This is a genomic window from Tsukamurella sp. II2bb, from assembly GCF_057815145.1.
Window position 1 is genome coordinate 272,380 of sequence record NZ_JBYPZI010000005.1, and the last position, 23,709, is coordinate 296,088.

22 protein-coding genes are annotated in these 23,709 nt (G+C 71.4%); 10 read left to right on the plus strand and 12 right to left on the minus strand.

The window, feature by feature from the left end; all coding sequences use genetic code 11:
- Positions 1–47: 47 nt before the first annotated feature.
- The 5 genes from AC21LY_RS13785 (at position 48) to AC21LY_RS13805 (ending at position 4,185) form a co-directional block, all read left to right on the plus strand.
- Positions 48–479: an Lrp/AsnC family transcriptional regulator gene (locus AC21LY_RS13785; protein ID WP_068574881.1), complete on the plus strand. Its 432-nt coding sequence runs from the start codon at positions 48–50 to the stop codon at positions 477–479.
- On the plus strand, positions 476–1,408 hold the full coding sequence (locus tag AC21LY_RS13790) for a phosphotransferase enzyme family protein (RefSeq protein WP_489047056.1): 933 nt from the start codon (positions 476–478) through the stop codon (positions 1,406–1,408). Before AC21LY_RS13785 ends, AC21LY_RS13790 begins: the two co-directional genes overlap by 4 nt.
- Complete coding sequence (locus AC21LY_RS13795) at positions 1,405–2,688, plus strand: aspartate aminotransferase family protein (protein ID WP_489047057.1); 1,284 nt, start codon at positions 1,405–1,407, stop codon at positions 2,686–2,688. Before AC21LY_RS13790 ends, AC21LY_RS13795 begins: the two co-directional genes overlap by 4 nt.
- Positions 2,689–2,792: 104 nt before the next feature.
- Positions 2,793–3,218 (plus strand): VOC family protein, encoded by a 426-nt coding sequence (locus tag AC21LY_RS13800; protein ID WP_489047058.1) that lies wholly within the window; start codon positions 2,793–2,795, stop codon positions 3,216–3,218.
- Position 3,219: 1 nt separating this feature from the next.
- Positions 3,220–4,185: a sigma-70 family RNA polymerase sigma factor gene (locus AC21LY_RS13805; protein ID WP_489047059.1), complete on the plus strand. Its 966-nt coding sequence runs from the start codon at positions 3,220–3,222 to the stop codon at positions 4,183–4,185.
- A gap of 10 nt (positions 4,186–4,195) precedes the next feature.
- On the opposite strand, the gene AC21LY_RS13810 is transcribed toward AC21LY_RS13805, so the two are convergent.
- Both AC21LY_RS13810 and AC21LY_RS13815 read right to left on the minus strand, forming a co-directional pair.
- The gene (locus AC21LY_RS13810) at positions 4,196–5,458 is read right to left on the minus strand and encodes a threonine/serine exporter family protein (protein WP_489047060.1); all 1,263 of its coding nucleotides are present in this window, start codon (positions 5,456–5,458) and stop codon (positions 4,196–4,198) included.
- A 58-nt stretch (positions 5,459–5,516) separates the two neighbouring features.
- Entirely contained in the window at positions 5,517–6,089 is a 573-nt protein-coding gene (locus AC21LY_RS13815) for a TetR/AcrR family transcriptional regulator (protein WP_489047061.1), read from the minus strand.
- Positions 6,090–6,125: 36 nt separating this feature from the next.
- On the opposite strand from AC21LY_RS13815, the gene AC21LY_RS13820 reads away from it, so the two are divergent.
- Entirely contained in the window at positions 6,126–6,554 is a 429-nt protein-coding gene (locus tag AC21LY_RS13820; RefSeq protein WP_489047063.1) for a PaaI family thioesterase, read from the plus strand.
- A 105-nt stretch (positions 6,555–6,659) separates the two neighbouring features.
- Here AC21LY_RS13820 and AC21LY_RS13825 read toward each other — a convergent pair whose 3' ends face one another.
- From AC21LY_RS13825 to AC21LY_RS13850, 6 genes are read right to left on the minus strand one after another with little or no spacing between them, the layout of a single operon-like run.
- Positions 6,660–7,334 carry a response regulator gene (locus tag AC21LY_RS13825; RefSeq protein ID WP_489047064.1) on the minus strand — a complete coding sequence of 225 codons (675 nt, stop codon included), beginning with the start codon at positions 7,332–7,334 and terminating at the stop codon, positions 6,660–6,662.
- On the minus strand, positions 7,331–9,895 hold the full coding sequence (locus AC21LY_RS13830; RefSeq protein WP_489047065.1) for an ATP-binding protein: 2,565 nt from the start codon (positions 9,893–9,895) through the stop codon (positions 7,331–7,333). The genes AC21LY_RS13825 and AC21LY_RS13830 overlap by 4 nt, the downstream gene beginning before the upstream one ends.
- Positions 9,896–9,919: 24 nt before the next feature.
- Positions 9,920–10,504 carry a potassium-transporting ATPase subunit KdpC gene (gene kdpC, locus AC21LY_RS13835; RefSeq protein WP_489047067.1) on the minus strand — a complete coding sequence of 195 codons (585 nt, stop codon included), beginning with the start codon at positions 10,502–10,504 and terminating at the stop codon, positions 9,920–9,922.
- Positions 10,505–10,524: 20 nt separating this feature from the next.
- Positions 10,525–12,630: a potassium-transporting ATPase subunit KdpB gene (gene kdpB / locus AC21LY_RS13840; protein ID WP_489047068.1), complete on the minus strand. Its 2,106-nt coding sequence runs from the start codon at positions 12,628–12,630 to the stop codon at positions 10,525–10,527.
- Positions 12,627–14,285 carry a potassium-transporting ATPase subunit KdpA gene (gene kdpA / locus AC21LY_RS13845; RefSeq protein WP_489047069.1) on the minus strand — a complete coding sequence of 553 codons (1,659 nt, stop codon included), beginning with the start codon at positions 14,283–14,285 and terminating at the stop codon, positions 12,627–12,629. The genes kdpB and kdpA overlap by 4 nt, the downstream gene beginning before the upstream one ends.
- Positions 14,285–14,374 (minus strand): potassium-transporting ATPase subunit F, encoded by a 90-nt coding sequence (locus AC21LY_RS13850; RefSeq protein ID WP_074850389.1) that lies wholly within the window; start codon positions 14,372–14,374, stop codon positions 14,285–14,287. The genes kdpA and AC21LY_RS13850 overlap by 1 nt, the downstream gene beginning before the upstream one ends.
- Before the next feature lie 92 nt (positions 14,375–14,466).
- Between AC21LY_RS13850 and AC21LY_RS13855 the strand changes: the two genes are divergently transcribed.
- Positions 14,467–15,669, plus strand: a complete 1,203-nt coding sequence (locus AC21LY_RS13855) for an MFS transporter (RefSeq protein WP_489047070.1) — start codon at positions 14,467–14,469, stop codon at positions 15,667–15,669.
- A 3-nt stretch (positions 15,670–15,672) separates the two neighbouring features.
- On the opposite strand, the gene AC21LY_RS13860 is transcribed toward AC21LY_RS13855, so the two are convergent.
- Entirely contained in the window at positions 15,673–17,274 is a 1,602-nt protein-coding gene (locus AC21LY_RS13860; RefSeq protein ID WP_489047071.1) for a dolichyl-phosphate-mannose--protein mannosyltransferase, read from the minus strand.
- A 63-nt stretch (positions 17,275–17,337) separates the two neighbouring features.
- Here AC21LY_RS13860 and rsmI point away from each other — a divergent pair, with 63 nt between their 5' ends.
- Positions 17,338–18,150, plus strand: coding sequence for a 16S rRNA (cytidine(1402)-2'-O)-methyltransferase (rsmI, locus tag AC21LY_RS13865; protein ID WP_489047158.1), 813 nt, complete (start codon positions 17,338–17,340; stop codon positions 18,148–18,150).
- A gap of 15 nt (positions 18,151–18,165) precedes the next feature.
- Here rsmI and AC21LY_RS13870 read toward each other — a convergent pair whose 3' ends face one another.
- Complete coding sequence (locus AC21LY_RS13870; RefSeq protein WP_489047072.1) at positions 18,166–19,281, minus strand: aminodeoxychorismate synthase component I; 1,116 nt, start codon at positions 19,279–19,281, stop codon at positions 18,166–18,168.
- A gap of 167 nt (positions 19,282–19,448) precedes the next feature.
- On the opposite strand from AC21LY_RS13870, the gene AC21LY_RS13875 reads away from it, so the two are divergent.
- Positions 19,449–19,721: a hypothetical protein gene (locus tag AC21LY_RS13875; RefSeq protein ID WP_489047074.1), complete on the plus strand. Its 273-nt coding sequence runs from the start codon at positions 19,449–19,451 to the stop codon at positions 19,719–19,721.
- A gap of 162 nt (positions 19,722–19,883) precedes the next feature.
- Here AC21LY_RS13875 and AC21LY_RS13880 read toward each other — a convergent pair whose 3' ends face one another.
- Positions 19,884–20,723 (minus strand): endonuclease domain-containing protein, encoded by an 840-nt coding sequence (locus AC21LY_RS13880; protein WP_489047075.1) that lies wholly within the window; start codon positions 20,721–20,723, stop codon positions 19,884–19,886.
- A gap of 145 nt (positions 20,724–20,868) precedes the next feature.
- On the opposite strand from AC21LY_RS13880, the gene metG reads away from it, so the two are divergent.
- Positions 20,869–22,422, plus strand: coding sequence for a methionine--tRNA ligase (metG, locus tag AC21LY_RS13885; protein ID WP_489047076.1), 1,554 nt, complete (start codon positions 20,869–20,871; stop codon positions 22,420–22,422).
- Positions 22,423–22,431: 9 nt separating this feature from the next.
- On the opposite strand, the gene AC21LY_RS13890 is transcribed toward metG, so the two are convergent.
- Positions 22,432–23,598, minus strand: a complete 1,167-nt coding sequence (locus tag AC21LY_RS13890) for a DUF7373 family lipoprotein (RefSeq protein WP_489047077.1) — start codon at positions 23,596–23,598, stop codon at positions 22,432–22,434.
- Positions 23,599–23,709: the final 111 nt, after the last annotated feature.

The window sequence follows — 23,709 nt, forward strand, 5'->3', positions numbered from 1 at the left end:
CTTGCGAGAACTTTGAACTATTGGCCGCCAAAAGCAATACTTGACGGGTGGATGCACTCGATCGAGCAATCATCGACGAGTTGGTGCGTGACGGACGGCTCACCAACCAGGAACTGGCGCAGCGGGTCGGCCTCACGCCCGCGCCGTGCCTGCGGCGCGTGCGCCGGCTGGAGGCGGACGGCGTGATCACCGGCTACACGGCCGTTCTCGACCCGGCGGCGCTCGGCCGCGGCTTCGAGGTGCTGATCCACGCGGACCTCTCCGCGAACGACCGCGCGTCCGTGGAGGCCTTCGAGGCGCGCATCGCCTCCTTCGACGAGGTGATCGAGGTCCGCCGCATGTTCGGCCTGCCGGACTACGTGATCCGGGTGCGCGTCGCCGACCTCGACGCCTACGAGCGCTGGGTCACCACGCATCTCATGGGCGATCCGGCGATCGTGCGCGTGGACTCCCGGATGACGATGAAGGTGGTCAAGTGAGCGATGCCGCCGTCGCGCAGCGCATCGCCGACGGTGCGTTGCCCGGCGCGGTCGTCGAGCCGCTGCTGGTCAGCGAGAACGCCACCTTCCGGGTGCGCGGCGGGCCGCGGCCGGCGGTACTCCGGCTGCACCGGCCCGGATACGTCGGCGATGCGGCGATCGCCGCCGAGCTGGCCTGGATCGCCGCCCTGCGCCGGGATACGGCGGTGCCGGTGGTCGAGCCGCTCAGCGACGTCCTGATCGACCCGCCGACGGGACGCCGCGCGGTCCTGTTCGCGGAGCTGCCCGGCGGTCCGGTTCCCGACGAGGCCCTGGACGTCGCGCACTTCGCCGCGCTCGGCGGCATCGCCGGAGCGTTCCACGACCACGCCGAGAGCTGGCATCGGCCAGCGGGTTTCGAGCGCTTCACGTGGGGCGTGGCGGAGACGATCGGGCCGCGCCCCCGGTGGGGCTCCTGGCGCGACGGCCTCGCGGTCGGGGAGGCGCACCGTCGGGCGATCGAGCCGGCGGTCGAGCGGGTCGCGCAGCGGATCGTCGGATTCGGCCGCGGCGCGGACCGGTTCGGCCTGATCCACGGCGACCTGCGCGCCGCCAATCTCATCACCGCCGGGCCGGACGAGGGATTCACCGTGATCGACTTCGACGACTCCGGGTTCGGTTGGCACCTCTTCGAATTCGCTGCCGCGACGTCCTTCGTGGAGACCGATCCGCGGCTGCCGGACTGGGCGGCGGCGTGGACCGCGGCGTACCGGCACCGTCGGGCGCTGCCGGACGCGCACGTCGAGCTCCTGCCCGACTTCGTGCTGCTGCGCCGCCTGCAACTGCTCGGCTGGCTCGGCACGCACGGGCACGCGCTGGAGGCCGACCCGGCGTTCGCGGACGGCACCGTCGAACTGGCGCAGCGGTACCTGGCCGGGCGACTACTGTGAGCGGCGTGAGCTTCTCCGAATCCGTCGCCGCACACGTCGTGCGCTACGGCGGCACCTTCGCGCCCCTGCCCATCGACCGCGCCGCGGGCACGTACGTGTACTCGGGCGAGCGGCGCTGGCTGGACTTCACCTCCGGCCAGATGAGCGCCATTCTGGGACACAGTCATCCGGCGATCGTAGAGACCGTGCAGCGCGAGATCGCGACGCTGGACCATCTGTTCTCGGGCATGCTCTCGCCGCAGGTCGTGACGCTGGCGGAGCGGCTCGCCGCCACCCTGCCCGAGCCCCTGAGTCACGTCCTGCAGCTGACCACGGGCGCCGAGTCCAACGAGGCCGCGCTGCGGATGGCCAAGCTGTACACGGGTAAGCACGAGGTCGTCAGCTTCTCGAAGTCCTGGCACGGCATGACCGCCGGCGCCGCCGCGGCGACCTACTCGTCGGGGCACAAGGGCTACGGGCCCACCGCGCCCGGCAACTTCGCGTTGCCCACGCCGAACGCCTACCGCTCCCGGTTCGTCGACGCCGCCGGCAAGTACGACTGGCAGGCCGAGCTGGACTTCGGCTTCGAGCTCATCGACGCGCAGTCCACCGGCTCGCTCGCCGCCTGTCTGGTGGAGCCGATCCTGTCGTCGGGCGGGATCATCGACGTGCCCGTCGGCTACCTCGCGGCGCTGGGGCGCAAGTGCGAGGAGCGGGGGATGCTGCTCATCGTCGACGAGGCCCAGACGGGCCTGTGGCGCACCGGCGCGGCGTACGCCTTCGAGCGCGACGGCATCGTCCCGGACATCCTCACCCTGTCCAAGACGCTCGGCGCGGGCCTGCCCATCGCGGCTGTCGTCACCTCGGCGGAGATCGAACGGGTCTGCCACGAGCGGGGTTTCCTGTTCTTCACCACGCACGTCAGCGATCCCATGGTCGCCGCCGTCGCCACGACGGTGCTGGACGTGCTGGACGACGGTGTCGCCGCGTCCGTGACGGCGCGGGGCGCGCGCCTGCGCGCGGGCCTCGACGAGTTGGCCGCGCGGCACGAGGCGATCGGCGACGTCCGCGGGCGCGGCCTCATGCAGGGCATCGAGCTGGTCCGCGACCGCGACTCCAAGGAACCCGCGAACGAACTCGGGCTCGCCGTGACGCAGCGCTGCTACGAGCGGGGCCTGCACATGAACGTGGTGCAGCTGCCGGGGATGGGCTCGATCTTCCGCATCGCGCCGCCGCTGACCGCCTCCGACGCCGAGATCGACGAGGGCCTGGGCATCCTCGATTCGGCCCTGCAGGGGTAGCGGAAAAAAATATTCTCCGGGAGCGATGAGTTCCGCTGCGCCGACCGGTCTAACCATGTGACGGCATCCGAGAGCGGGTGCCACCGACACAGCAGGAGTCCGACATGCACAAGATGATCTTCGTCAACCTCCCCGTCGCCGACATCGACCGTTCGCGCGCGTTCTTCACCGCGGTGGGGTACACCATCAACGAGAAGTTCAGCGACGAGAACGCCCTCGCCGTCGAACTGGGCGAGAACATCGCCGCGATGCTGCTCAAGACCGACTTCTTCGGCAGCTTCCACGAGGCCACCACCGCCGCGCCCGGCGTCAAGGAGACCCTCATCGCGCTCAGCGCCGAGAGCCGGGAGGAGGTCGACGAGGTCGTGAACCGCGCCGTCGCCGCCGGCGGCACGGAGGGGCGCGCCGAGGACCACGGCTTCATGTACGGCCGCGCCTTCGACGATCCCGACGGCCACGGCTGGGAGATCATGTGGATGGATCCGGCGGCCGCCGAGGCGGGCCCGGAGCACGTCGGCGCCCAGGGCTGAGATGACCGTCACCGACCCCGGCTTCGAAGAGATCACCGCCCCGCTGCGGGCGGAGCTGCTCGCGCACTGCTACCGCATGTCGGGCTCCGCGTCCGACGCGGAGGACCTGGTGCAGGAGACCTATCTGCGCGCGTGGAAGGCCTTCCACCGCTTCGAGGGCCGGTCGTCGGTGCGGACCTGGATGTACACGATCGCCACGAACGTCTGCGTCAGCGCCGGAACCGCCCGGCGGGTGCTGCCCGTCGGGCTGGGCGGCGAACCGTCGAATCCCCTGGAACCGGTGGTCCCCTCGCCCGAGGTGCCGTGGCTGCAGCCCCTTCCGGACGCCGCGCTCGGCGATCCGGGGGAGGCGGCGGTCGCCCGGGAGGGCGTCGGCCTGGCGATGGTCGCGGCGCTGCAGGAGCTGCCCGCGAAACAGCGGGCGGCGCTCATCCTGCGCGACGTGCTCCAGTTCTCGGCCGCCGAGACCGCCGCGGCGCTGGAGACCTCGGTCGCGTCGGCGAACAGCGCCCTGCAGCGGGCGCGGGCCTCCATCGGCGACGGTGCCGGGCGCGACGGACGCAGGGCCGCTGAGCTCGATGAGCACGAGCGGGAGGTGTGGAACGAGTTCTGCACCGCCTTCGAGCGGCACGACATCGACGGCGTGGTGCGCATCCTCGCCGCCGACGCCACCTGGGAGATGCCCCCGATCCCGGGCTGGTACCGCGGTGCGGAGGCGATCGGCGAGCTGTCGCGGACGCAGTGCCCGGCCCAGGCGGCGGGGGATCTGCGGATGATCCCGACGGTCTGCAACGGGCTGCCCGCCGCCGCGATGTACCTGCGCGACGACGCGGCCGGCGGCGATGTCTGGCTGCCCTTCCAGCTGGACGTGCTCACCTTCACCGGCGGTGAGCTCACCCACGTCTCCGCCTTCCTCGACCCCGCACCGCTGTTCGCCCTCGCCGGCCTCCCGGCCTCGCTCGCGTAGAGCGGTCCGATCAGCGGCTACCGTGCCGGATCGGTCGTTCGAAGGCGGGGGCGATGACCGAGGCGATCATCATGCAGATCGCCATGCTCAGTAGCGAGAGCGCGGCGTTGCCGCCCAGGGAGGCGAGTGCGCTGTCGTGGACGATGTCGCCGCTCAGCGCGACGAACCCCAGGGACCCCGGCACCATGAGCCAGAACGAGGGCAGGTACATCACCAGAAAGCTCGGGTGCCCCTTCATGCGCGCGGCGACGGCGCGGGCGGCGATGAGTGCCACCCCCATCGCGATGCCGCCGGCGTAGGCGGGCCGGACCTCCATCTGGAGGAGGTTGTTGATCCAGAAGGTCCCGAAGGCGAACAGGATCGTCCAGCCCCACATCCGCGGTGGGGTGGCGAGATACAGGATGTTCCCGAGCCCGAACACCGGTCCGGCGATCCACAGCACCCAGTAAGGAGCCTGATTGGCGGTGATGTCCTGCAGGTGGGACTGGGACAGGCCCGTGATCTCGATCGCCAGGGCGAGGCCGAAGGCCATCGAGAGCAACATGACGACCGCGGAGATCAGCCGTGTCGCACCGGTGATCATCTCGCCGGCGGTGAGTTCGATGACCGCGGTGGTCACGGCGGCGCCGGGGATCAGCATCACCACGGGGATGACCGCCAAGCGCACGGGATCCGGCATTCCCCCGTGGATCGCCCAGAGGGCGATGATCAGGGCCGAGGCGAAGGTCAGGAGGAACGGCATGAGGGCGGAGAGGGTGACCCTCCGGCTGCTCCACAACAGCAGAGCGGCGGCCGGGATCGAGAGCGCCACCGCGGCCGCCGTCGCCGGCAGGCTCATCCGGAAACACATGGCGAATCCGAGTGCCATCAGCGCGTAGCCGAGGATCCGGACACCGGGATGGACCGGCGACGGGGACGCGGCGATGGCGCGGATGCGGGCCACCGCGTCCGGGAAGGGAACCGTGCCGCTGCGCAGTTCTCGGACGAGCGCTTCGGTGGCGGCGATCTGGTCGAGCCGGAAGGAGCCGCCGGTCGTGCTGATCGCGACCTTCCCCGTCTGTTCCTCCAGCGCGACCAGATAGGTGGCGAAGACGACGGTCCGGATCTCTCGCCGGTACACCTCGCTGATCTCGGCCAGCGTCTGGCGGACGAGGGGGACGGGATACGACGAGCGGTTGAGCGCGTCCCCGATCTCCGTGATCAGCGTCAGGCCGACGTCGTCGCTCGATGCTTCCGGACCTGCCGCACCGTTGGCCACCATGCGCTCGACCACCCTTGTCCTAGAGCTGGAGTTGCTGCGTCAGTCTAGAGACGGCCGCGACTGCGCACGGTCAGCGGGCGGCACCGTCGGCGTAGGCGGCGACGGCGAGCGTCCACGCCCGGTCCTGCGCAGCGGCGGTGCTGCCGAGCAGACCGTGCCGGTCCTTGGTGGACAGGCCCTCGAGGAGCGCACCGAAACCGAGAGCGAGCGCCTCGACGTCCGCGCGGTCGGGATTCCCGGTGAGCGCGGTGAAGGCGTCGACGAGGACGCGGCGACAGTCGTGCACCGGGTGCTCGGGCGGGATCGGCCCCGTGAGCGGTCGCGCGAACATCACGTCGATCAGGGCGGGCTCCTCCGCGGCGAAGCCGCGATACGCGGCGGCCCACGCCGTGAGCACGTCGCGGGGTGGGCCGTCCGCCGTGGGGAGGTGCTCGACGAGGAGGGCGAAGCCGCGCAGCGCGACCGCGTCGACGAGCCCGTCGCGGTTCCCGAAGAGCTGGCCCAGTGCGGCGATGTTGGTGCCGGCGGCCGCGGCGGCGCGGCGCGTCGTGAGTGCGTCGGCGCCCTCGCTGCGGACGATCTCCAGTGCGGCCGCGGCGATCCCGTCCGCGACCTCGGGTGTTCTCGTTCTCTGTCTGGGCACCTTCCCCGCCAATCGTATCAATGATATGTTTCGGCCATGACGACTTCCTTCCACGCCCTCACGCACGTTCTCGCCGCCATGCCCGTCGCTCGGTTGCTCCAGCTCTCGGTCGACGATGTCACAGCCGAGCGCGCCGTCGTGTCGATGCCCATCGTGCCCGACCTCACCTTCGACGGCGTGCACTGCCAAGGTGGCATCCTCGCCATGCTGGCGGACTTCGCGGCGGTCGGCGCCGCGTACACCGCGGTCTACGAGTCCGGACGCGCCGTCGCGACGACCGCGATGAATTCGCACAACCTGCGGCCGGCGCGCGGAGAACGGCTGGTGGCCGTGGGACGCCTCATCAGTGCGCCCGGCCGCACCATGATCGCGGCCGCCGACGTCTTCGTCGACTCGCTCGACGGCACCCGCTGTCTCACCGGCCTGTACACCGCCACCGCGATCGATCGGCCGCTGGGCCGCTGAGCGCGGATATGCGGTGCGCCGGAGGTCAGTAGTGGTAGCGGCAGGCGGCGATGAGGAGGTTGATCCGCTTGAGCGTCCTGCGGTCCTGGGCCTGCCACCAGCGGTTTACGGGATGAAGCGGTAGCCCATGCCGGGCTCGGTGACGAAGTAGCGGGGGTTCGACGGGTCCGGCTCGAGCTTGCGGCGCAGCTGCGCCAGGTAGACGCGCAGGTAGTTCGTCTCGCGCGAGTACGACGGCCCCCACACCTCGTGCAGCAGCGTCTGCTGTGAGACGAGGCGGTCGGCGTTGCGCACCAGGACGTCCACGATCCTCCACTCGGTGGGGGTGAGGCGCACGGTCGTGCCGTCGCGGGTCACCGTCCGCGCCTCGAAGTTCACCTCGAAGGCGTCGGTGCGCACGGGCGCCGGAGCGTCGACGAGCCCGGTCCGGCGGACCTGGGCGCGCACCCGGGCCAGGAACTCGTCCATGGCGAAGGGCTTGGTCACGTAGTCGTCGGCGCCGATGTCGAGCGACTCCACCTTGTCATCGCTGCCGTGCCGCGCGGAGAGCACGATCACCGGAGACGTGCAGAACTCGCGCAGCTTCGCCAGCACCGCGGTGCCGTCGAGGTCCGGCAGGCCCAGGTCGAGGATCACCACGTCGGGCGTGCGCTCGCGTGCGATCTGCAGTGCGGAGCGGCCGTCGGACGCCGTCTCCACCTCGTACCCGCGGGCCCGCAGGTTGATCCGGAGGGTGCGCAGGATCGCGGGCTCATCGTCGACCACCAGAACGAACGTCACGAGACCACCTCATCACCGGCCACCGGATGCGCGGCGGGCAGGTCCACGATCATCGTCAGTCCGCCACCCGGGGTGTCCTCCGCGGTGAGCGTGCCGCCCATCGCCTCCGTCAGCCCGCGGGCCACCGCAAGGCCCAGCCCCACCCCGTTGCCCGCCGGAGCGTCGCCCATCCGCTGGAAGGGCTTGAACATGGCCTCCCGCTGTTCCTGCGGCACGCCCGGCCCGTGGTCGCGCACGTGGACCTGCAGCCGATCCCCGTCGGGCGTGCGCACGCCGGAGACGCCGACGGTGACCGGCCCGCCCCGCGAGTGCCGCGCGGCGTTCTCGACGAGGTTCGCCAGGACCCGTTCCAGCAGCCCCGGATCGGCCAGCGCGGTGGGCGGCGCATCGGACTCGCCGCAGGAGAAGTCGAAGGCCAGGTCCGCGTCGGGGAGCGTGGTCCAGATCGCGGGCAGCACCTCCTCGATGCCCACCTCCCGGGTGAGCAGCGTCAGCGAGTCGGACTGCAGCCGCGACATGTCCAGCAGGTTGCCCACCAGCGAGTCGAGCCGGTCCGCGCTCTCCTCGATGGTCGCGAGCAGCTCGGCCTCGTCCTCGTCGGACCACTCCACGTCGTCCAGGCGCAGCGACGAGACCGCGGCCTTGATCGCCGCGAGCGGCGTCCGGAGGTCGTGCGAGACGGCGCTGAGGAGGGCGGTCCGCGCGCGGTTGCCCTCCGCCAGCGACCGCGCCTGCCGCGCCTCGGCGCTCAGCGTCTCCCGGTCCAGGCGGGCCGCGGCGTGCGCGGCGAATGCCACCAGCAGGCCGTGCTCGGAGGCGCTGAGCGGGCCGCCGTCGACGGCCAGCGCCACCGTGTCGCCGACCATCGCGGCGTCGGTGCCGTCTTCGGGCGTGAGCGGCGACTCGCGCCGCCCCGCGACCACCTGCCAGGGGGAGTCGGTGTCGTCGCGGCGCAGCAGCGAGGCGCCGCGCAGGCCGAAGGTCGCGATGGCCTCGTCGAGCAGGGCGGGGATCTCCTCGTCGTTCTCGGTGGCGAGGAGGGTGTCGGCGAGCCCGCTGAGCACATCGGCCTCCGCCCGAGCCCGCGCGGCGCGCGCCGTCTGCCGGGCCGCGATCGAGACCACGCTGGCCACCGCGATGGCGGTCAGCACGAACATGGCCACCGCGAAGGCGTTCTCGCCCGAGGCCACCGTGAACGTGTACAGCGGCGGCGTGAAGTAGTAGTTGAGCAGCATCGATCCGAGGACCGCCGCAGGGACCGCGGGCCGGATCCCGCCGACCAGCGCCACCGCCACCGTCAGCATGAGGAAGAGCATCAGCTCGGTCGGCAGCGAGTGCCAGTGCCGGGTCTGCGCGAGCGCCGCGGTGAGCAGCACCGGCCCCGCGACGGCCAGCACCCAGCCGGCGACGGTGCGCCGCTTGCCGAGCAGCACGGGGTCGGGACCGTCGATGCGGGGGAGCAGCCGCCGGCGGCCTGCGCCCGCGGCCCGCTCGTGCGTCACCACCTGTACGTCGATGTCGCCGGAGCCCTCGATCACCGCGTCCGAGACGGGCCAGCGGACCAGCGCGGTCAGCGCGCGGTGCCGGGACTTGCCGAGCACGATCCGGGAGGCGTTCACCGACGTCGCGTACTGCAGGATCGCGGCGGCCACGTCGTCGCCGGTGACGATCTGGAACGTGCCGCCCAGCGATTCCGTGAGCTGCCGCAACTGGGCGAGCGAGGCGGGCGAGGCGCCCGAGAGCCCGTCGCTGCGCGCCACGTACACCGCGCGCAGCTCGCCGCCCGCGCCCTTCGCCGCGATCCTGGCGCCGCGCCGCAGCAGGGTCCCGCCCTCGGGGCCGCCGGTCAGTGCGACGACGGTCCGGTCCCGCGTCGGCCACGCCGCCGAGATGCCCTGCTCGGCGCGGTACTGCTCGAGCTTCTCGTCGACCCGGTCGGCGAGCCAGAGCAGCGCCAGTTCCCGCAGCGCCGTGAGGTTCCCGATGCGGAAGAAGTGCGAGAGCGCGGCGTCCACCTTGGCGGGTGCGTAGATGTTGCCGTGCGCCATGCGGCGGCGTAGGGCCTCGGGTGTCATGTCGACGAGCTGCACCTGCTCGGCGCGGCGGACGACGGTATCGGGGATCGTCTCGCGCTGCCGCACACCGGTGATCGACTCCACGACGTCGCCGAGGGACTCGAGGTGCTGGATGTTCACCGTCGTGATCACCGTGATGCCCGCGTCGAGCAGCTCGGCGATGTCCTGCCAGCGCTTCTCGTTGCGCGATCCCGGGGCGTTGGTGTGCGCGAGTTCGTCGACCAGGGCCACCGTCGGGTGCGCGGCGATCACCGCGTCGACGTCCATCTCCTCCAGCACCGCGCCCCGGTACTCCACGCGCCGGCGGGGGATCACCTGCAGCCCCTGCAGCTGGGCCTGCGTCTGCGGCCGCCCGTGCGTCTCCACGTAGCCGACCACCACGGACGTCCCGCGGGACGCGCGGCGCGCGCCCTCGGTGAGCATGGCGTAGGTCTTGCCCACGCCGGGTGCGGCGCCCAGGTAGACCCGCAATTGGCCCTTCGGCATGTTCCCCCTCCTCCTCGGGCCCGGCTACTTCCCGGCGGCGAGTTCGGTGAGCGCGAGGTTCAGATTCACCACGTTAACCCGCTCCTCGCCCAGGTAGCCGAGCTGACGCCCCTGCGTGTGCGCGGCGACCAGCGCGCTCACCCGGTCCGGCGCCAGGCCGCGCGCCGCGGCGACCCGCCGCACCTGCTGCCGCGCGTAGGCGGGGGAGATGTCCGGGTCGAGGCCGGAGAAGCTCGCGGTGACCGCGTCCGGGGGTACGTCCGACGGTGCCACCCCGTCCTCCCGTGCGACCGCGGCCCGGCGCTCGGCGATGAGCTCGACCAGCTTCGGGCTGTTCGGGCCGAGGTTGGTGCCGCCGGTGGCGAGGGGGTCGTAGCCGCTCGCCGACGGCCGCGGGTGGAACCACTGCGCACCGTCGAACGTGCTCGCGAGCAGCTCGGACCCGACGATCCTGCCGCCCTGCTGGACCTGCGAGCCGTTCGCCTTCGCCGGGAAGGCGAGCTGCCCGGCACCCCAGACCACCAGCGGGAACAGGACGCCGAGGACGACGGTCATGACGATCAGCATGCGCAGGCCGGCGAGGAGCTGGCGGGGCGCGGAACTCAGCATGTCAGTGCCTTTCAGTACGTTCACGACAGGCCGGGGAGGAGCTGGACGACGAGGTCGATCAGCTTGATCCCGAGGAAGGGGACGACGATGCCGCCGAGGCCGTAGACGGCGAGGTTGCGCGCCAGCAGCTTGTCGGCCGATTTCGCGGTGTACTTCACGCCGCGCATCGCGAGCGGGATCAGCGCGACGATGATGAGCGCATTGAAGATCACCGCCGAGAGGATCGCCGACTGCGGGCTGTGCAGCCGCATCACGTTGAGCACCTCGAGTCCCGGGGCCAGCGGGACGAACATCGCGGGGATGATCGCGAAGTACTTCGCGACGTCGTTGGCGATCGAGAACGTGGTCAGCGCGCCGCGCGTGATGAGCAGCTGCTTGCCGATCTCCACGATGTCGATCAGCTTCGTCGGGTCGGAGTCCAGGTCGATCATGTTCCCGGCCTCCTTCGCGGCGGAGGTGCCGGTGTTCATGGCGACGCCCACGTCGGCCTGTGCGAGCGCGGGGGCGTCGTTGGTGCCGTCGCCCGTCATCGCGACGAGCCGGCCGCCCTCCTGCTGCTGCCTGATCAGGGCGAGCTTGTCCTCGGGGGTGGCCTCGGCGAGGTAATCGTCGACGCCGGCCTCCTGCGCGATGGCCTTCGCGGTCAGGGGATTGTCGCCGGTGATCATGACGGTGCGGATGCCCATCGCGCGCAGCTGCGCGAAGCGCTCCCGCATGCCGGCCTTCACCACGTCCTTGAGGTGCACGACGCCCTGCACCGTCGGGGCCGCGCCGGGGCCGGCGTGCGCGACCACGAGCGGCGTGCCGCCCGACGCCGAGATCTCCTCGACAGCGATCCGCACGTCGACCTCGCCCACGGTCTCGGTGACCGTGCCGCCGAGGCGCCCGGCACCGTCGACCCGGCGCTCCGTGGCCACCCACGCGAGCACGGCCGCAGCGGCGCCCTTGCGGATGCGGGTGCCGTCGGGCAGGTCCACGCCGGACATGCGCGTCTGCGCCGTGAACGGCACGACGGTGCCCAGGCGCACCGTCGGGATGGCGTGCCCGTGCTGCGTCGCCAAGTCGACGATGCTGCGCCCCTCGGGCGTCTCGTCGGCGAGCGAGGCGAGCAGGGCGTGCCCCGCCAGACCGTGCTCATCGACGCCCTCGGCGGGGTGGAACGACGTGGCCCGGCGGTTGCCGTAGGTGATGGTGCCGGTCTTGTCGAGCAGCAGCGTCGAGACGTCGCCCGCGGCCTCGACGGCGCGGCCGGACTTGGCGATCACGTTGCGTTGCACCAGCCGGTCCATGCCGGCGATGCCGATCGCGGACAGCAGCGCGCCGATCGTCGTGGGGATGAGGCAGACGAGCAGCGCCACGAGCACCACCACGTCGACCGCGCCGCCGGAGTAGACCGCCATCGGCTGCAGCGTCGCGACGGCCAGCAGGAAGATGATCGTGAGCACGGTGAGCAGGATGTTCAGGGCGATCTCGTTCGGCGTCTTCTGCCGGTTCGCCCCCTCGACCAGGCCGATCATCCGGTCGATGAAGCTCTTGCCGGGCTCGGTCCGGATCTCCACGACGATGCGGTCGGAGAGCACGCGGGTGCCGCCGGTGACGGCGCAGCGGTCGCCGCCGGACTCGCGGACCACCGGGGCGGATTCGCCGGTGATCGCGGACTCGTCGACGGTGGCCATGCCCTCCACCACGTCGCCGTCGCCGGGGATGACCTCGCCGGCGTCGACGATCACCAGGTCGCCGACCTTCAGCTCGGAGCCGGGCACCCGGCGTTCCTTGTATTCAACGGCGTCGGTGAGTCCCCCGGGTCCGGCGCCGTCGCTCCGGCGGTTGCCTCCCTCCGCAATGCGCAGCCGCGCGACGGTCTCCGTCTTGGCCCTGCGCAGCGACTCCGCCTGCGCGCGACCGCGGCCCTCGGCGACGGCCTCCGCGAGGTTGGCGAAGAGCACCGTCGCCCAGAGGAAGACAGCCACCGACCAGGCGAACACCGAGGGCTTCGTGACGGCGAGCGCGGTCGTGTACACCGAGGCGATCCACACCACGAAGACGACGGGCTGCCGGATCTGCGTGCGCGGGTCCAGCTTCGCGGCCGCGCGGGGCAGTGCCGAACGGATCTCATTCCCTGTCATCGGGTGACCTCCGAGATCGGTGCGAGCGCGAGGGCGGGGACGAAGGTCAGTCCGGCCACCAGGACCACGACGCCCACGGTCAGGCCCACGAACAGCGGGCGGTGGGTGGGGATGGTGCCCGCCGTGGCGGGCACCGGGTGCTGCTTCGCGAGCGCGCCGGCCAGCGCGAGGATCGCGACCATGGGAGCGAACCGGCCGAGCAGCATCGCCGCGCCGAGCGTGTAGTTGAACCACGGCGTGTCGACCGAGAGCCCGGCGAAGGCGCTGCCGTTGTTGTTCGCGGCGGAGGCGTAGGCGTAGAGGACCTCCGTGAGGCCGTGCGCACCGTCGTTCGCCATGGCCGCGACGCCCTGGTCCTGGACGACGGTGGCGGCGGTGCCGACGAGCACGAGCGCGGGCATGACGAGGATGTACAGCGCCGCGAGCGTGATCTCGGTGCGGCCGATCTTCTTGCCCAGGTACTCCGGGGTGCGGCCGACCATCAGGCCGCACAGGAAGACGGTGAGGACGGCGATGACGAGCATGCCGTACAGGCCCGACCCCACGCCGCCGGGACTGATCTCGCCGAGCAGCATGTTCACCAGCGCGGCGCCGCCGGCTCCGGGCGTGAGGCTGTCGTGGGCGGCGTTCACGGCCCCCGTCGACGTGCTCGTGGTGGCGGTGACGAACAGGCCCGTGCCCCACTGGCCGAAGCGCAGCTCCTGGCCCTCGAGTGCCGCGCCGGCGGCCGCGCCCGCCGTGCCCTGATTCCCGAGCTGGGTGGCGATCGAGATGGCGGTGGAGACGGCGAAGATCACCGTCATCGAGCCGAGGATCGCGTAGCCCTGCCGGTGGTTGCCGACGAGGCCGCCCAGCATGCGGGGCATCGCGACCGGGATGAGCAGGATGAGGAAGATCTGGAACAGGTTCGTCGCGGCCGTCGGGTTCTCGAAGGCGTGCGCCGAGTTGGCGTTGAAGTAACCGCCGCCGTTGGTGCCGAGGAGTTTGATCACCTCCTGGCTCGCGACAAGACCGCCCGTGAGCACCTGCTTGTGCCCGTCGAGCCCGACGATCTCGTGCCGCTGCCACAACGTCTGGACCACGCCCTGCGCCACCAGGATGACGGCGCCGATCACGGCGATCGGCAGGAGAACGCGCAGCGTGATGCGGGTCAGATCCACCCAGAAGTTGCCCAGCCGGTCGGTGCGGGAGCGGACGAAGCCGCGGACCAGCGCCACCGCCACCGCGATGCCGACGGCCGCCGAGACGAAGTTCTGCACCGCGAGGCCGACCGCCTGCGCGATGAGGTTCGTCGCGGACTCACCGGAGTACCACTGCCAGTTGGTGTTGGTGACGAAGGAGATCGCGGTGTTCAGGGCCTCGTCGAACCGCCACTGCCGCGGGTGCACGCCGGGCAGCAGACCCTGCGCGAGCAGCAGGATCGTGAGCCCGGCGATGCTCACAGCGCTGAAGGCCAGCGCCGCGACCGCGTACGTGCGGTAGCCCTGATCGGCCTCCGGATCGGCACCCACGAGCCGGTAGACGGCACGCTCGACACGCCAGTGCCCGGGCGTGGTGACGACGTGCGCCAGGTAGTCGCCGAGCGGGCGGTACGCGATCGCCAGCGCTGCGACCAGGGTGAGGATGGTCAGCAGGCCGGAGACGGTGCCGCTCATCAGAAGCGCTCGGGGCGGAGCAGGGCGTACAGCAGGTACGCCAGGGTGAGGATCGTCGCGGCCAGGGCCAGCGCGTTCGAGATGTCCATGCGTTCCACTGGACCACCGGGAACGCCTGTTCTCCCGCCCCGTTAACGCCCCCGATGCGGGTCTTGACGCGTTCTTAGCGGATGATGATTCGGTGAACTCAGCAGCTTCCGCACCCGCGCCGCAGCGGGTACCGCCGGAGGTCTGGGTCCTCGTGGCGGCCAGCTTCGTGATCGCCCTCGGCTACGGCGTGGTCGCGCCCGCCCTGCCCGCCTTCGCGCGCACCTTCGACGTCGGCATCGGCGCCGCCTCCGCCGTGGTCAGTGCCTTCGCGATCATGCGGCTCGCCTTCGCGCCCGCGACCGGCCCGTTGGTCAAGGCCTTCGGCGAGCGCTGGATCTACATGACGGGCCTGCTCATCGTCGCCGCCTCGACGCTCGCGGTGGCCTTCGCGCAGAGCTACTGGCAGCTCATGCTCTTCCGCGGGCTGGGCGGCGTCGGTTCGGTGATGTTCACCGTCTCGGCGATGGGCCTGATGATCCGCATCGCGCCCGCCGAGATCCGCGGGCGGGTGAGCGGCGTCTACTCGTCGAGCTTCGTGCTCGGCGGCATCTGCGGCCCGTTGCTGGGCGGCGCGCTCGTCGGCTTCGGCCTGCGGGTGCCCTTCGTCGTGTACGCGATCGCGCTCGTCGGCGCCACGCTCGTCGTCGGGATCGCGCTGCGCGGCAGCACCCTCGCCGGGCGGGAGGAGCAATCCTCGGGACCCGGCCCGACGGTGCGCGAGGCCCTCACCGATTCCGCCTACCGGGCCGCCCTGTTCACGGCCGTCGTCTTCGGCTGGGTCTACTCGATGCGGGTCTCGCTGCTGCCGCTGTTCTTCGCCGCGGTCCTCGATCAGCCCGCCGCGATCGCGGGCTACGCGCTGGCCACCTACGCCGCCGGCGACGTGCTCGCCATGTTCCCCGCGGGGCGCGCGTCCGATCGGTACGGTCGCCGCCCGTTCATCGTGACGGGCATGCTCGTCATCGCCGTCGGCACGGTCGCCCTGGGGTTCACCGACTCGGTGCTCGTCGCCTTCCTCGTCACCGTCGTCGCCGGGATCGGCACGGGCCTCGTCGCCCCGACGATCCAGGCGTCGCTCGCCGACGTGCTGCACGGCAAGGGGCGCAGCGGAGGCGCGCTCTCGGCGTATCAGATGGCGCAGGACGCCGGCACGATCTCCGGCCCGCTGCTCGCCGGCGCGATCGCCCAGTACCTCGGCTTCACCTGGGCCTTCGCCGTCACCGCCGTGCTCTGCGTGCTCGCCGCCGGCGCGTGGATGCTCGCCCGCGAGACCCGCACCGTCGTCCCCGCCTGAGGGCTACTGCCAGCTGGGCAGCCACAGCTCCAGGCGCCACCACCACATCGGGATGGGGGTGGCGGTGAGGATCGGCCAGAGCCAGGCGAAGTCGAGCACCACGATCGTCGCGTACAGCACTACCAGCCACCGGCCGAGCTGCAGCCGCTCGAAGCCGAAGAACCGCGCGCGACCGTCGAGGCCGAGGACCTCGCGGCAGATCAGCGCGATCATGATGCACAGGAAGGGCATCAGGGTCAGCGCGTAGAAGTAGTACATCTGCCGGTCGAGGTTGAGGAACCACGGCAGGTAGGTCGCGAAGTACATGGTCACGGGCGCGGCGTAGGCCCAGTCCCGCTTGACGACCGTCTTCCACAGCGCCCACAGCAGCACCGGGACGGCGATCCAGGTGAGCGCGGGCGTCCCGACGGCCATCACCGCGCGCACGCACGGACCGTCGCCGCACATGCCGCCGGACTGGTCCGCGGTGTAGTGGTAGAGCATCGGCCGCAGGCCCATCGGCCAGGTCCACGGCTTCGACTCCCACGGGTGGTGATTGCCCGCCGAGTTGGTCAGGCCGTCGTGGAAGTCGAGGATCGAGGACTCGAAGTAGAACAGCGACCGCAGCGCCGCGGGCACCCAGCCGAACGTGCCGCCCTCGCCGACCTGGTTGCCCACCGCGTACCGGTAGACCGAGGTCTCCGAGGAGAACCACGGCCAGAAGGTGCCGAGGTAGACCAGGATCGGCACCACGCCGAGTGACATGCCCGACGGGATCAGGTCGCGCAGCAGCACACCGCGCCACGGCCGCAGCACGCCGTACTGGCGCCGGTTCGCCACGTCGAAGGCCAGCGAGAGCACCAGGACGCCGATCAGGAAGTAGACGCCGGACCACTTCACTCCGCACGCCAGGCCCACCATGATCGCGGCGGAGAAGCGCCACCACCGGAAGCCCAGGCGCGGGCCGTACGGCGAGTCGGTGATCCGGCCCTCGACGGCGGCGCGGTGCAACCGCTCGCGCATCTGGTCGCGGTCCACCAGGATCATCGAGAACGCGGCGAAGCCGAAGACGACGAGGAAGATGTCGAGCAGCGCGACGCGCGAGGAGACCATCGTCAGGCCGTCGCAGGTGAGGAACAGCCCCGCGAGCCCGCCGATCAGCGTGGACCGCGACAGTCGCCGCGCCGCGCGGATCACCAGGAGGACCAGCACCGTGCCGCACACCGCCGACATGAATCGCCAGCCCAGCGGCGAGTAGCCGAACATCGCCTCGCCGATCGCGATCATCCACTTGCCCACCGGCGGGTGCACGATCAGCCCGAAGGCGGGATTGTCCTCGATCCACTGTCCGCCGGTGAGCACCTGCCAGCCCTGCGGCGCGTAGTGCTTCTCGTCGAAGACCGGCGTCTGCACGGGCGTACTGCCGATGAAGCCGGTGTTGCTGGGGTAGCCCAGGTTGAAGAACCGGGTGGCCGCGGCGACCGCGGTGACGATGAGGGTGACGGTCCACCCGAAGCCGCGGTCGGTGGCGCCGAAGACCGCCGGTGGCAGACGCGGCCCCGGACTCACCGTCGCGCGGTCCTCGCTACGCCCCTCGGGCATCGCCACAGCTGTCACGCGACCCATCGTAGGGTGTGTGCTGTGGGAGTAGAGGACGCGCGCGGGGCACTGATCGTCGCCGGGGTGCCGATGGGCAACCCGGGCGACGCCACCGCGCGGTTGGTCTCCGCGCTCGCCGAGGCGGACGTGATCGCCGCTGAGGACACCCGCCGCGCGCGGTCGCTCGCCGCGTCGCTCGACGTCGAGCCGCGGGGCCGGATCCTCAGCTTCTACGACCACAACGAGGCCGGCCGCATCCCCCAGCTGCTCGCCGCGCTGGACGCCGGCGAGACCGTCCTGCTGATCACCGACGCCGGCATGCCCTCGGTCTCGGATCCGGGATACCGGCTGGTCGCGGCCGTCGTCGAGGCCGGGCACCGGGTCACCTGCCTGCCCGGGCCATCGGCGGTCACCACGGCGCTGGCCCTGTCCGGGCTGCCCGTCGAGCGGTTCCTGTTCGACGGTTTCGCGCCGCGCAAGTCGGGCGCCCGGCGGGCGTGGCTGCAGGAGCTGGTGACGGAGCGTCGCGCGGCGGTCTTCTTCGAGTCGCCGCATCGTCTGGCCGAGACGCTCGCTGACGCCGCGGAGGTCCTCGGTACCTCGCGTCGCGCCGCGGTGTGTCGCGAGCTGACCAAGACCTACGAGGAGGTCCGGCGCGGGACACTCGGCGAGCTCGCCGCCTGGGCCGCCGACGGGGTGCGGGGCGAGATCACCGTGGTGGTCGAGGGTGCCGCCGCCGTCTCCGCGAACCCGGAGGATCACGTCGCCGCGGTGCTGCGGCGCGTCGACGCGGGGGAGCGGCTCAAGGATGCGTGCGCCGCCGTCGCCGCGGAGACGGGCGCCTCCAAGCGTGAGCTCTATGAGACGACACTCGCGCAGCGGCGCTCGGACCCCGACCGCTGACCCGGTCGTGGACGTTCAGCCGGCGCTCGCCGCCCGGTAACCCACGATCGACGCGGCCTTGTCGAGGCACTCCCGCCACTCGGCGTCGGGCTCGGAGTCGATGGTGATGCCGCCGCCCACCCCCAGGCGCAGCGCACCGTCGCGCGCCTCGACGGTGCGGATCGCGACGTTCAGGTCCAGGCCCGTCAGCGGGTGGTCGATGCCGATCGCGCCGCAGTAGCTGCCGCGCGTGTGCCGTTCCCACGCGGTGATGCGGGTGCGGGCGGAGAGCTTCGGGGTGCCGGTGACCGACGCGGGCGGGAAGGTCGCGTCGAGCAGATCCGCGCGGGTCGTGCCGGGCCGCTGCCGGGCGGTCACCGTCGAGACCAGGTGCCACACGCCGGGTGCCGGCTCGACGCGCAGCAGCTCCGGGGTCCGGACCGTGCCGGTGGTGGCGACGCGGCTGAGATCGTTGCGCACCAGATCGACGATCATCACGTTCTCCGCGACGTCCTTGACACTCGCGCGCAGGTCCTCCGGCGGCCTGGTCAGCGGCATTGTGCCCTTGATCGGCCGCTCCGTGAGCAGGCCGTCGCGCTCGGTGAGGAAGGTCTCGGGGGAGAAGGAGACGATCGCGCCCCAGTCGCCCTCGAAGTAGGCGGCCTTCGCCGGCCGGGTGACGGCGGCGATGTCGGCGAACAGGTCGAGTGGGTCGCCGGTGAGGGCGCCGTCGAAGCGGGTGCACACGTTCACCTGGTAGACGTCGCCCGCGCGGATGGCCTCCTGGCAGGCGAGGACGGCGGCGCGGTGATCGGCCCGGTCCGGCGCGGTCCACGTCGCGGTCCACGGTCGCGGGGCGGGCGCGGCGGCGGGGACCGGGAACGCCGGGTCGGTGCAGGTCCACCGGCCGTCGCCGGCCAGCAGGAGCAGCGGCCCGGGGTCGCCGCCGAGGACCTCCGGGACGAGGCGGGGTTCGTCGGTGGTGTCCGGATACCCGACGACGCCGAGCCACGGCGCACCGTCGGGAGCGACGCCGGGAGCCAGCCGCGGCGAGGGCGCGATCACGGCGCGGAAGCCGCCCCACGCGCCGAGCAGCGCCGCGGGCCGGTGGCCGCGTTCGCGGAGCGCCCGCAGCATGTCGACCGGTTGCACCGCGCCATCCTGTCACGGCCCCGCGACGACCGCGCCGGGCGATCTCGGGGAGGAATGGGGGTTTCACCGGATGTGCCCGGACGGTCGGGCCGGAAGAGTGGGTCTCGGCCGGCGGATCTCTCCCACCCACCCGATCCGCCCGCCACCCGAACCACGGAGGAGGAGAGATGAACCCGGTGATCGACGGCGGCGCCGACCTCGGCGGACGCCTGACCTGGGTGCACGTCGCCCACGGCGAGCGCAGCCAGGTGCGGTTCTACGCGGAGGGCGAGTACGCGGGTACCGCCGCCCCGCTGCCGACCGTCGACACCGAGGTCATCGGCGTGGACTACGACGTCGTCTACGTGCGTTACGGCAGCGATATCGCCCGCTTCCTCCTCGACGAGTCCGGCGCCGTGATCGCGCTGGACGCGGTGCCGGCGTCCGTCGTCGCCGACTGACGAAGTCGGCGCTCATCACGGATCGCTCCGGCTCTGCACGCGCTAGCTGGACATAGGCGGCGTATCCGCTGAGATGTGACGCTGAGCGGCGTGACCCCCGCGATTGAAGGGGGTCGGCGCCGCTGGGGCGCACATTTCAGCGGGTATCCCGGGTAGACGGCGTCATGGCGTGTAGTCCACCGGCCGGCGGTGATCGCCAGCGGCGATCTTGCGCGCGATCCCCGCCTCGACCTTCGGGAACTGATGGAACACCTGCTGGTAGGACAGCCGTAGCACCTCGAATCCCAGGGTGTGCAGGGCCAGGTCCCGCTCGCGATCCGCCTCGATCGCCTCACCTGCGTGATGCTCCTCGCTGTCGCATTCGATCACCAGGCTCCGACCCACCAGGATGTCCACGTAGCCGACGCCGGGAATGAACACCTGCGTCCGGTGATCCAGTCGCTTGCGCCGCACGTGCAGTCGGACGTGGGTCTCGGTGCCGGACTCCGCGCTGCCGTCGACGGCCGCGAGCGCGCGGTGCACGCGGCGCGGCGCGCCGCGAAGGACACCGGCCAGCTCGGCGGGCTGCATCACCTTCCGATGCAGGACGGAATCCAGGATCGCGACCAGCTCGTCGCCGCTGCGGCACTCGACGACGGCGCGGACTGCGGTCGCGAGGTCATCCGTCGCGCCGGACGGCTCGCCGAGTCGGCCACCGCAGGCGTGGTAGCCGCTGTGCGGGCCCGCCGACTTCCGGCGGCACAGCCGGACGTGCAGTCCGCGCGCGGACTCGGGTACCCAGACCTTTTCGCGCGCCAGGACGGACATGCAGCTCAGTGCGCCACCCAGCCGGACGGCGCGAGCGACGTCCGGATCCGCCCCGTTCTCCGCGTACCACCCGGGCCGCAGTCGCTCCAGCCGTTCGGCGTGGACGGCGACCCGGATAGCCCGCTCGGTCCAACCCGCGTCCAGGAGGTCCTCCCGCGTGTGCACCCCGAATCGGGGTGCGCCCCGTGTCGTCATCCGCTGATCCTGATGCGCCCGCCCCGCCGGAACGGTCACGCGCCGCGTGGCCTGTGGATGAATCCGGCCCGTCCACAGGCGAGCCGCGAGGCCTTGACCGGCTCACCGGATCGTGCTTGCGGCGCACCGATAAGCTGGGCGCACCATGGCTGCAGACAAGGCTTTCTACCTCACCACCGCGATCGCGTACCCCAACGGCGTGCCCCACATCGGGCACGCCTACGAGTACATCGCGACCGACGCGATCGCGCGGTTCAAGCGCCTCGACGGTTTCGACGTCTTCTTCCTGACCGGCACCGACGAGCACGGCCTGAAGATGCAGCAGACCGCCGCCAAGGAGGGCATCGAGACCAAGGCCCTCGCCGACCGCAACGCCGCCGCCTTCGAGGCGTTGCAGCGGGCCGTCGGCTCGACCTTCGACCGGTTCATCCGCACCACCGACGCCGACCACTACGAGGCGTCGAAGGCGATCTGGCAGCGGATGGTCGACGCCGGCGACATCTACCTGGGCAAGTACTCCGGCTGGTACTCGGTCCGCGACGAGGCCTACTACGCCGAGGACGAGACCACCGTCACCGAGAACGGCGTCCGCGTCTCCACCGGGACGGGGACCGAGGTCGAGTGGACCGAGGAGGCCTCGTACTTCTTCAGGCTCTCCGCCTACCAGGACAAGCTCCTCGCCCTCCTCGAGCGCGAGGGCGGCTACCTCGAGCCCGCGACGCGGCGCAACGAGATCGTCAGCTTCATCAAGGGCGGCCTCAAGGACCTGTCGATCAGCCGGGACACCTTCGACTGGGGTGTGCCCGTGCCCGGCGACCCGGACCACGTCATGTACGTCTGGGTGGACGCGCTGACCAACTACCTCACCGGCGCCGGCTACCCGGACACCGATTCGGAGCGCTTCCGCACGTACTGGCCCCCGAAGCTGCAGATCATCGGCAAGGACATCATCCGCTTCCACGCCGTGTACTGGCCCGCCTTCTTGATGAGCGCCGGGATCGAGCTGCCCGAGCGCGTCTTCGCCCACGGCTTCCTGTTCAACAAGGGCGAGAAGATGAGCAAGTCGGTCGGCAACGTGGTCGACCCGCACGCCCTCATCGCCGAGTACGGCCTCGACGCGCTGCGCTTCTTCCTCCTCCGCGAGGTCAGCTTCGGCCAGGACGGCAGCTACAGCCACGAGGCGATCGTGGGCCGGATCAACGCCGACCTGGCCAACGAGCTCGGCAATCTCGCGCAGCGCTCGCTGTCGATGATCAACAAGAACTGCGGGGGCACGGTGCCCACGCCGGGTCCCTTCACCGAGGCCGACGAGGCCATGCTCGCCCGCGCCGACGCCCTCCTCGAGACGGTGCGCCGGCACGTCGACGACCAGGCCCTGCACCTGTACCTGGAGGCGATCTGGGAGGTCCTCGCCGAGACGAACCGGTACTTCTCCGCGCACGAGCCGTGGAAGCTCAAGGCGACCGACCCGGAGCGCATGGGCACGGTGCTCTACGTGACCGCGGAGGTGGTCCGGCAGGTCGCGCTCCTGCTGCAGCCGGTCATGCCCGAGTCGTCGGAGGAACTGCTGACCCTGCTGGAGCAGCCCAAGGACCAGCGGACCTTCGCGGACGTCGGCACGCGCCTGGCGCCCCGCACCGCGCTGCCCAAGCCGCAGGGCGTCTTCCCGCGGTACGTGGAGCCGGAGCCCGCCGAGTAGTACCGCCCGTCAGGGGTTCTTCGCGAGGATCGTGTACTGCGCGGAGAGTGCCTGCTGTGCCGCCGGCAGGCTGCTGCCGCCGGCGGTGATGGCCCATCGGCCGGCCGACGTCACACAGGAGAAGCTCTCGGCGCCGACGCGCTCGGTGCAGTCCGCGTCGGGCAGGCCGGCGGGTGCGGCCGCGCCTCGCGTCGCCGCGTCCCTGATCGCCGGGGCGGAGAGGTCGGCGACCATCTGCTTCGCCGCTGCCGTGTCCCGCGTCCGGTACACGACGGCAGCGCCCTCGCCGACCAGGTCGACGCCGGCTTTGCGGTAGATGTCCGCGCGGTCGATGTTGCGGATCTTGTGCAGCAGCTGCGGGAGGCCGTAGTAGGTGTTGCCCAGTGTCTCCATGATGCCGCCTCCGGTGATCCGGAGCGTGCGCGAGAGGACGCCGTCCTTGTCGGCGGGGAGGGTCTGGATGGCGTCGGCGGGAGTGGGGGAGAAGGCCTTGACCTTGGGCATCTCCAGCTCGTAGGCCTTGCTCACGAACCGTGCGCCCTCGTCGGTGCCGGCTCCGGTGCCGCTGATGTTGATCACGAACGGACCCTCGACGGCGTAGCTGTCGACGGTGCCGGGCTTGAATTCCGCGGCCGAGACGCCGGGGGCCGTGGTGATCGGAACCGGTCGCATGCGCTGCTGCGAGGCCTTGACGGCGTCGAAGGCCCGCTGCGCGTCGGCGGGGGTCTCGAACCGGTAGAGGCCGACTCGCAGCGCGACGGTGGGCTTGTCGAAGGAGTCGCCCCGGGTGGTCGTCATGCCGACCTTGAACTTCTCCTTGGCGAAGGCGGCCGCGGTCGCATCGGGCACGCGGTCGGTGAGCTGCTCGCCCGCGAGGACGGGGAACGCGCGCAGGCCCGCGCCGCCGATCGTGAGCCGGGGATCGACCTCGTTGACCTGGATGATCGCTTCGCCCATCCGCCCGCCCTCCAGCACCCAGGCGCTGTTCACCGACGGCGGCGGAGTGATCTGCGTGGTGGTGGTCGGGAAGTTCCCGACGTCGAGTCCGGCGGGAACCGGCAGGGTGCTCGGTGCGGCACTCGACCCGATGCTCGGGTCGCCCGCGACCGTGTTCGTGCAGGAGGTGAGTACCGCCGCGGTGCCGATGACCGCCGCCGAAAGAAGGGTCTTGTTCATCTGTTCTCCTTGAGGTCCGCACGAGCAGACCAGTCGCCACTTCCCTGCCACTTAAAGACTGATTAAGACGGGTCCGGACGAACCGGGGGCGCGGGCGACCGGAACAATGGG

Excerpts from the sequence above, each read along its gene's own strand:
- AC21LY_RS13800 (WP_489047058.1), top strand. The coding sequence starts at position 2,793 with ATGCACAAGATGATCTTCGTCAACCTCCCCGTCGCCGACATCGACCGT.
- AC21LY_RS13805 (WP_489047059.1), top strand. The coding sequence starts at position 3,220 with ATGACCGTCACCGACCCCGGCTTCGAAGAGATCACCGCCCCGCTGCGG.
- AC21LY_RS13820 (WP_489047063.1), top strand. The coding sequence starts at position 6,126 with ATGACGACTTCCTTCCACGCCCTCACGCACGTTCTCGCCGCCATGCCC.
- AC21LY_RS13830 (WP_489047065.1), bottom strand. The coding sequence starts at position 9,895 with ATGCCGAAGGGCCAATTGCGGGTCTACCTGGGCGCCGCACCCGGCGTG.
- kdpC (WP_489047067.1), bottom strand. The coding sequence starts at position 10,504 with ATGCTGAGTTCCGCGCCCCGCCAGCTCCTCGCCGGCCTGCGCATGCTG.
- kdpB (WP_489047068.1), bottom strand. The coding sequence starts at position 12,630 with ATGACAGGGAATGAGATCCGTTCGGCACTGCCCCGCGCGGCCGCGAAG.
- kdpA (WP_489047069.1), bottom strand. The coding sequence starts at position 14,285 with ATGAGCGGCACCGTCTCCGGCCTGCTGACCATCCTCACCCTGGTCGCA.
- AC21LY_RS13850 (WP_074850389.1), bottom strand. The coding sequence starts at position 14,374 with ATGGACATCTCGAACGCGCTGGCCCTGGCCGCGACGATCCTCACCCTG.
- AC21LY_RS13860 (WP_489047071.1), bottom strand. The coding sequence starts at position 17,274 with ATGGGTCGCGTGACAGCTGTGGCGATGCCCGAGGGGCGTAGCGAGGAC.
- rsmI (WP_489047158.1), top strand. The coding sequence starts at position 17,338 with ATGGGCAACCCGGGCGACGCCACCGCGCGGTTGGTCTCCGCGCTCGCC.
- AC21LY_RS13875 (WP_489047074.1), top strand. The coding sequence starts at position 19,449 with ATGAACCCGGTGATCGACGGCGGCGCCGACCTCGGCGGACGCCTGACC.
- AC21LY_RS13880 (WP_489047075.1), bottom strand. The coding sequence starts at position 20,723 with ATGACGACACGGGGCGCACCCCGATTCGGGGTGCACACGCGGGAGGAC.
- metG (WP_489047076.1), top strand. The coding sequence starts at position 20,869 with ATGGCTGCAGACAAGGCTTTCTACCTCACCACCGCGATCGCGTACCCC.
- AC21LY_RS13890 (WP_489047077.1), bottom strand. The coding sequence starts at position 23,598 with ATGAACAAGACCCTTCTTTCGGCGGCGGTCATCGGCACCGCGGCGGTA.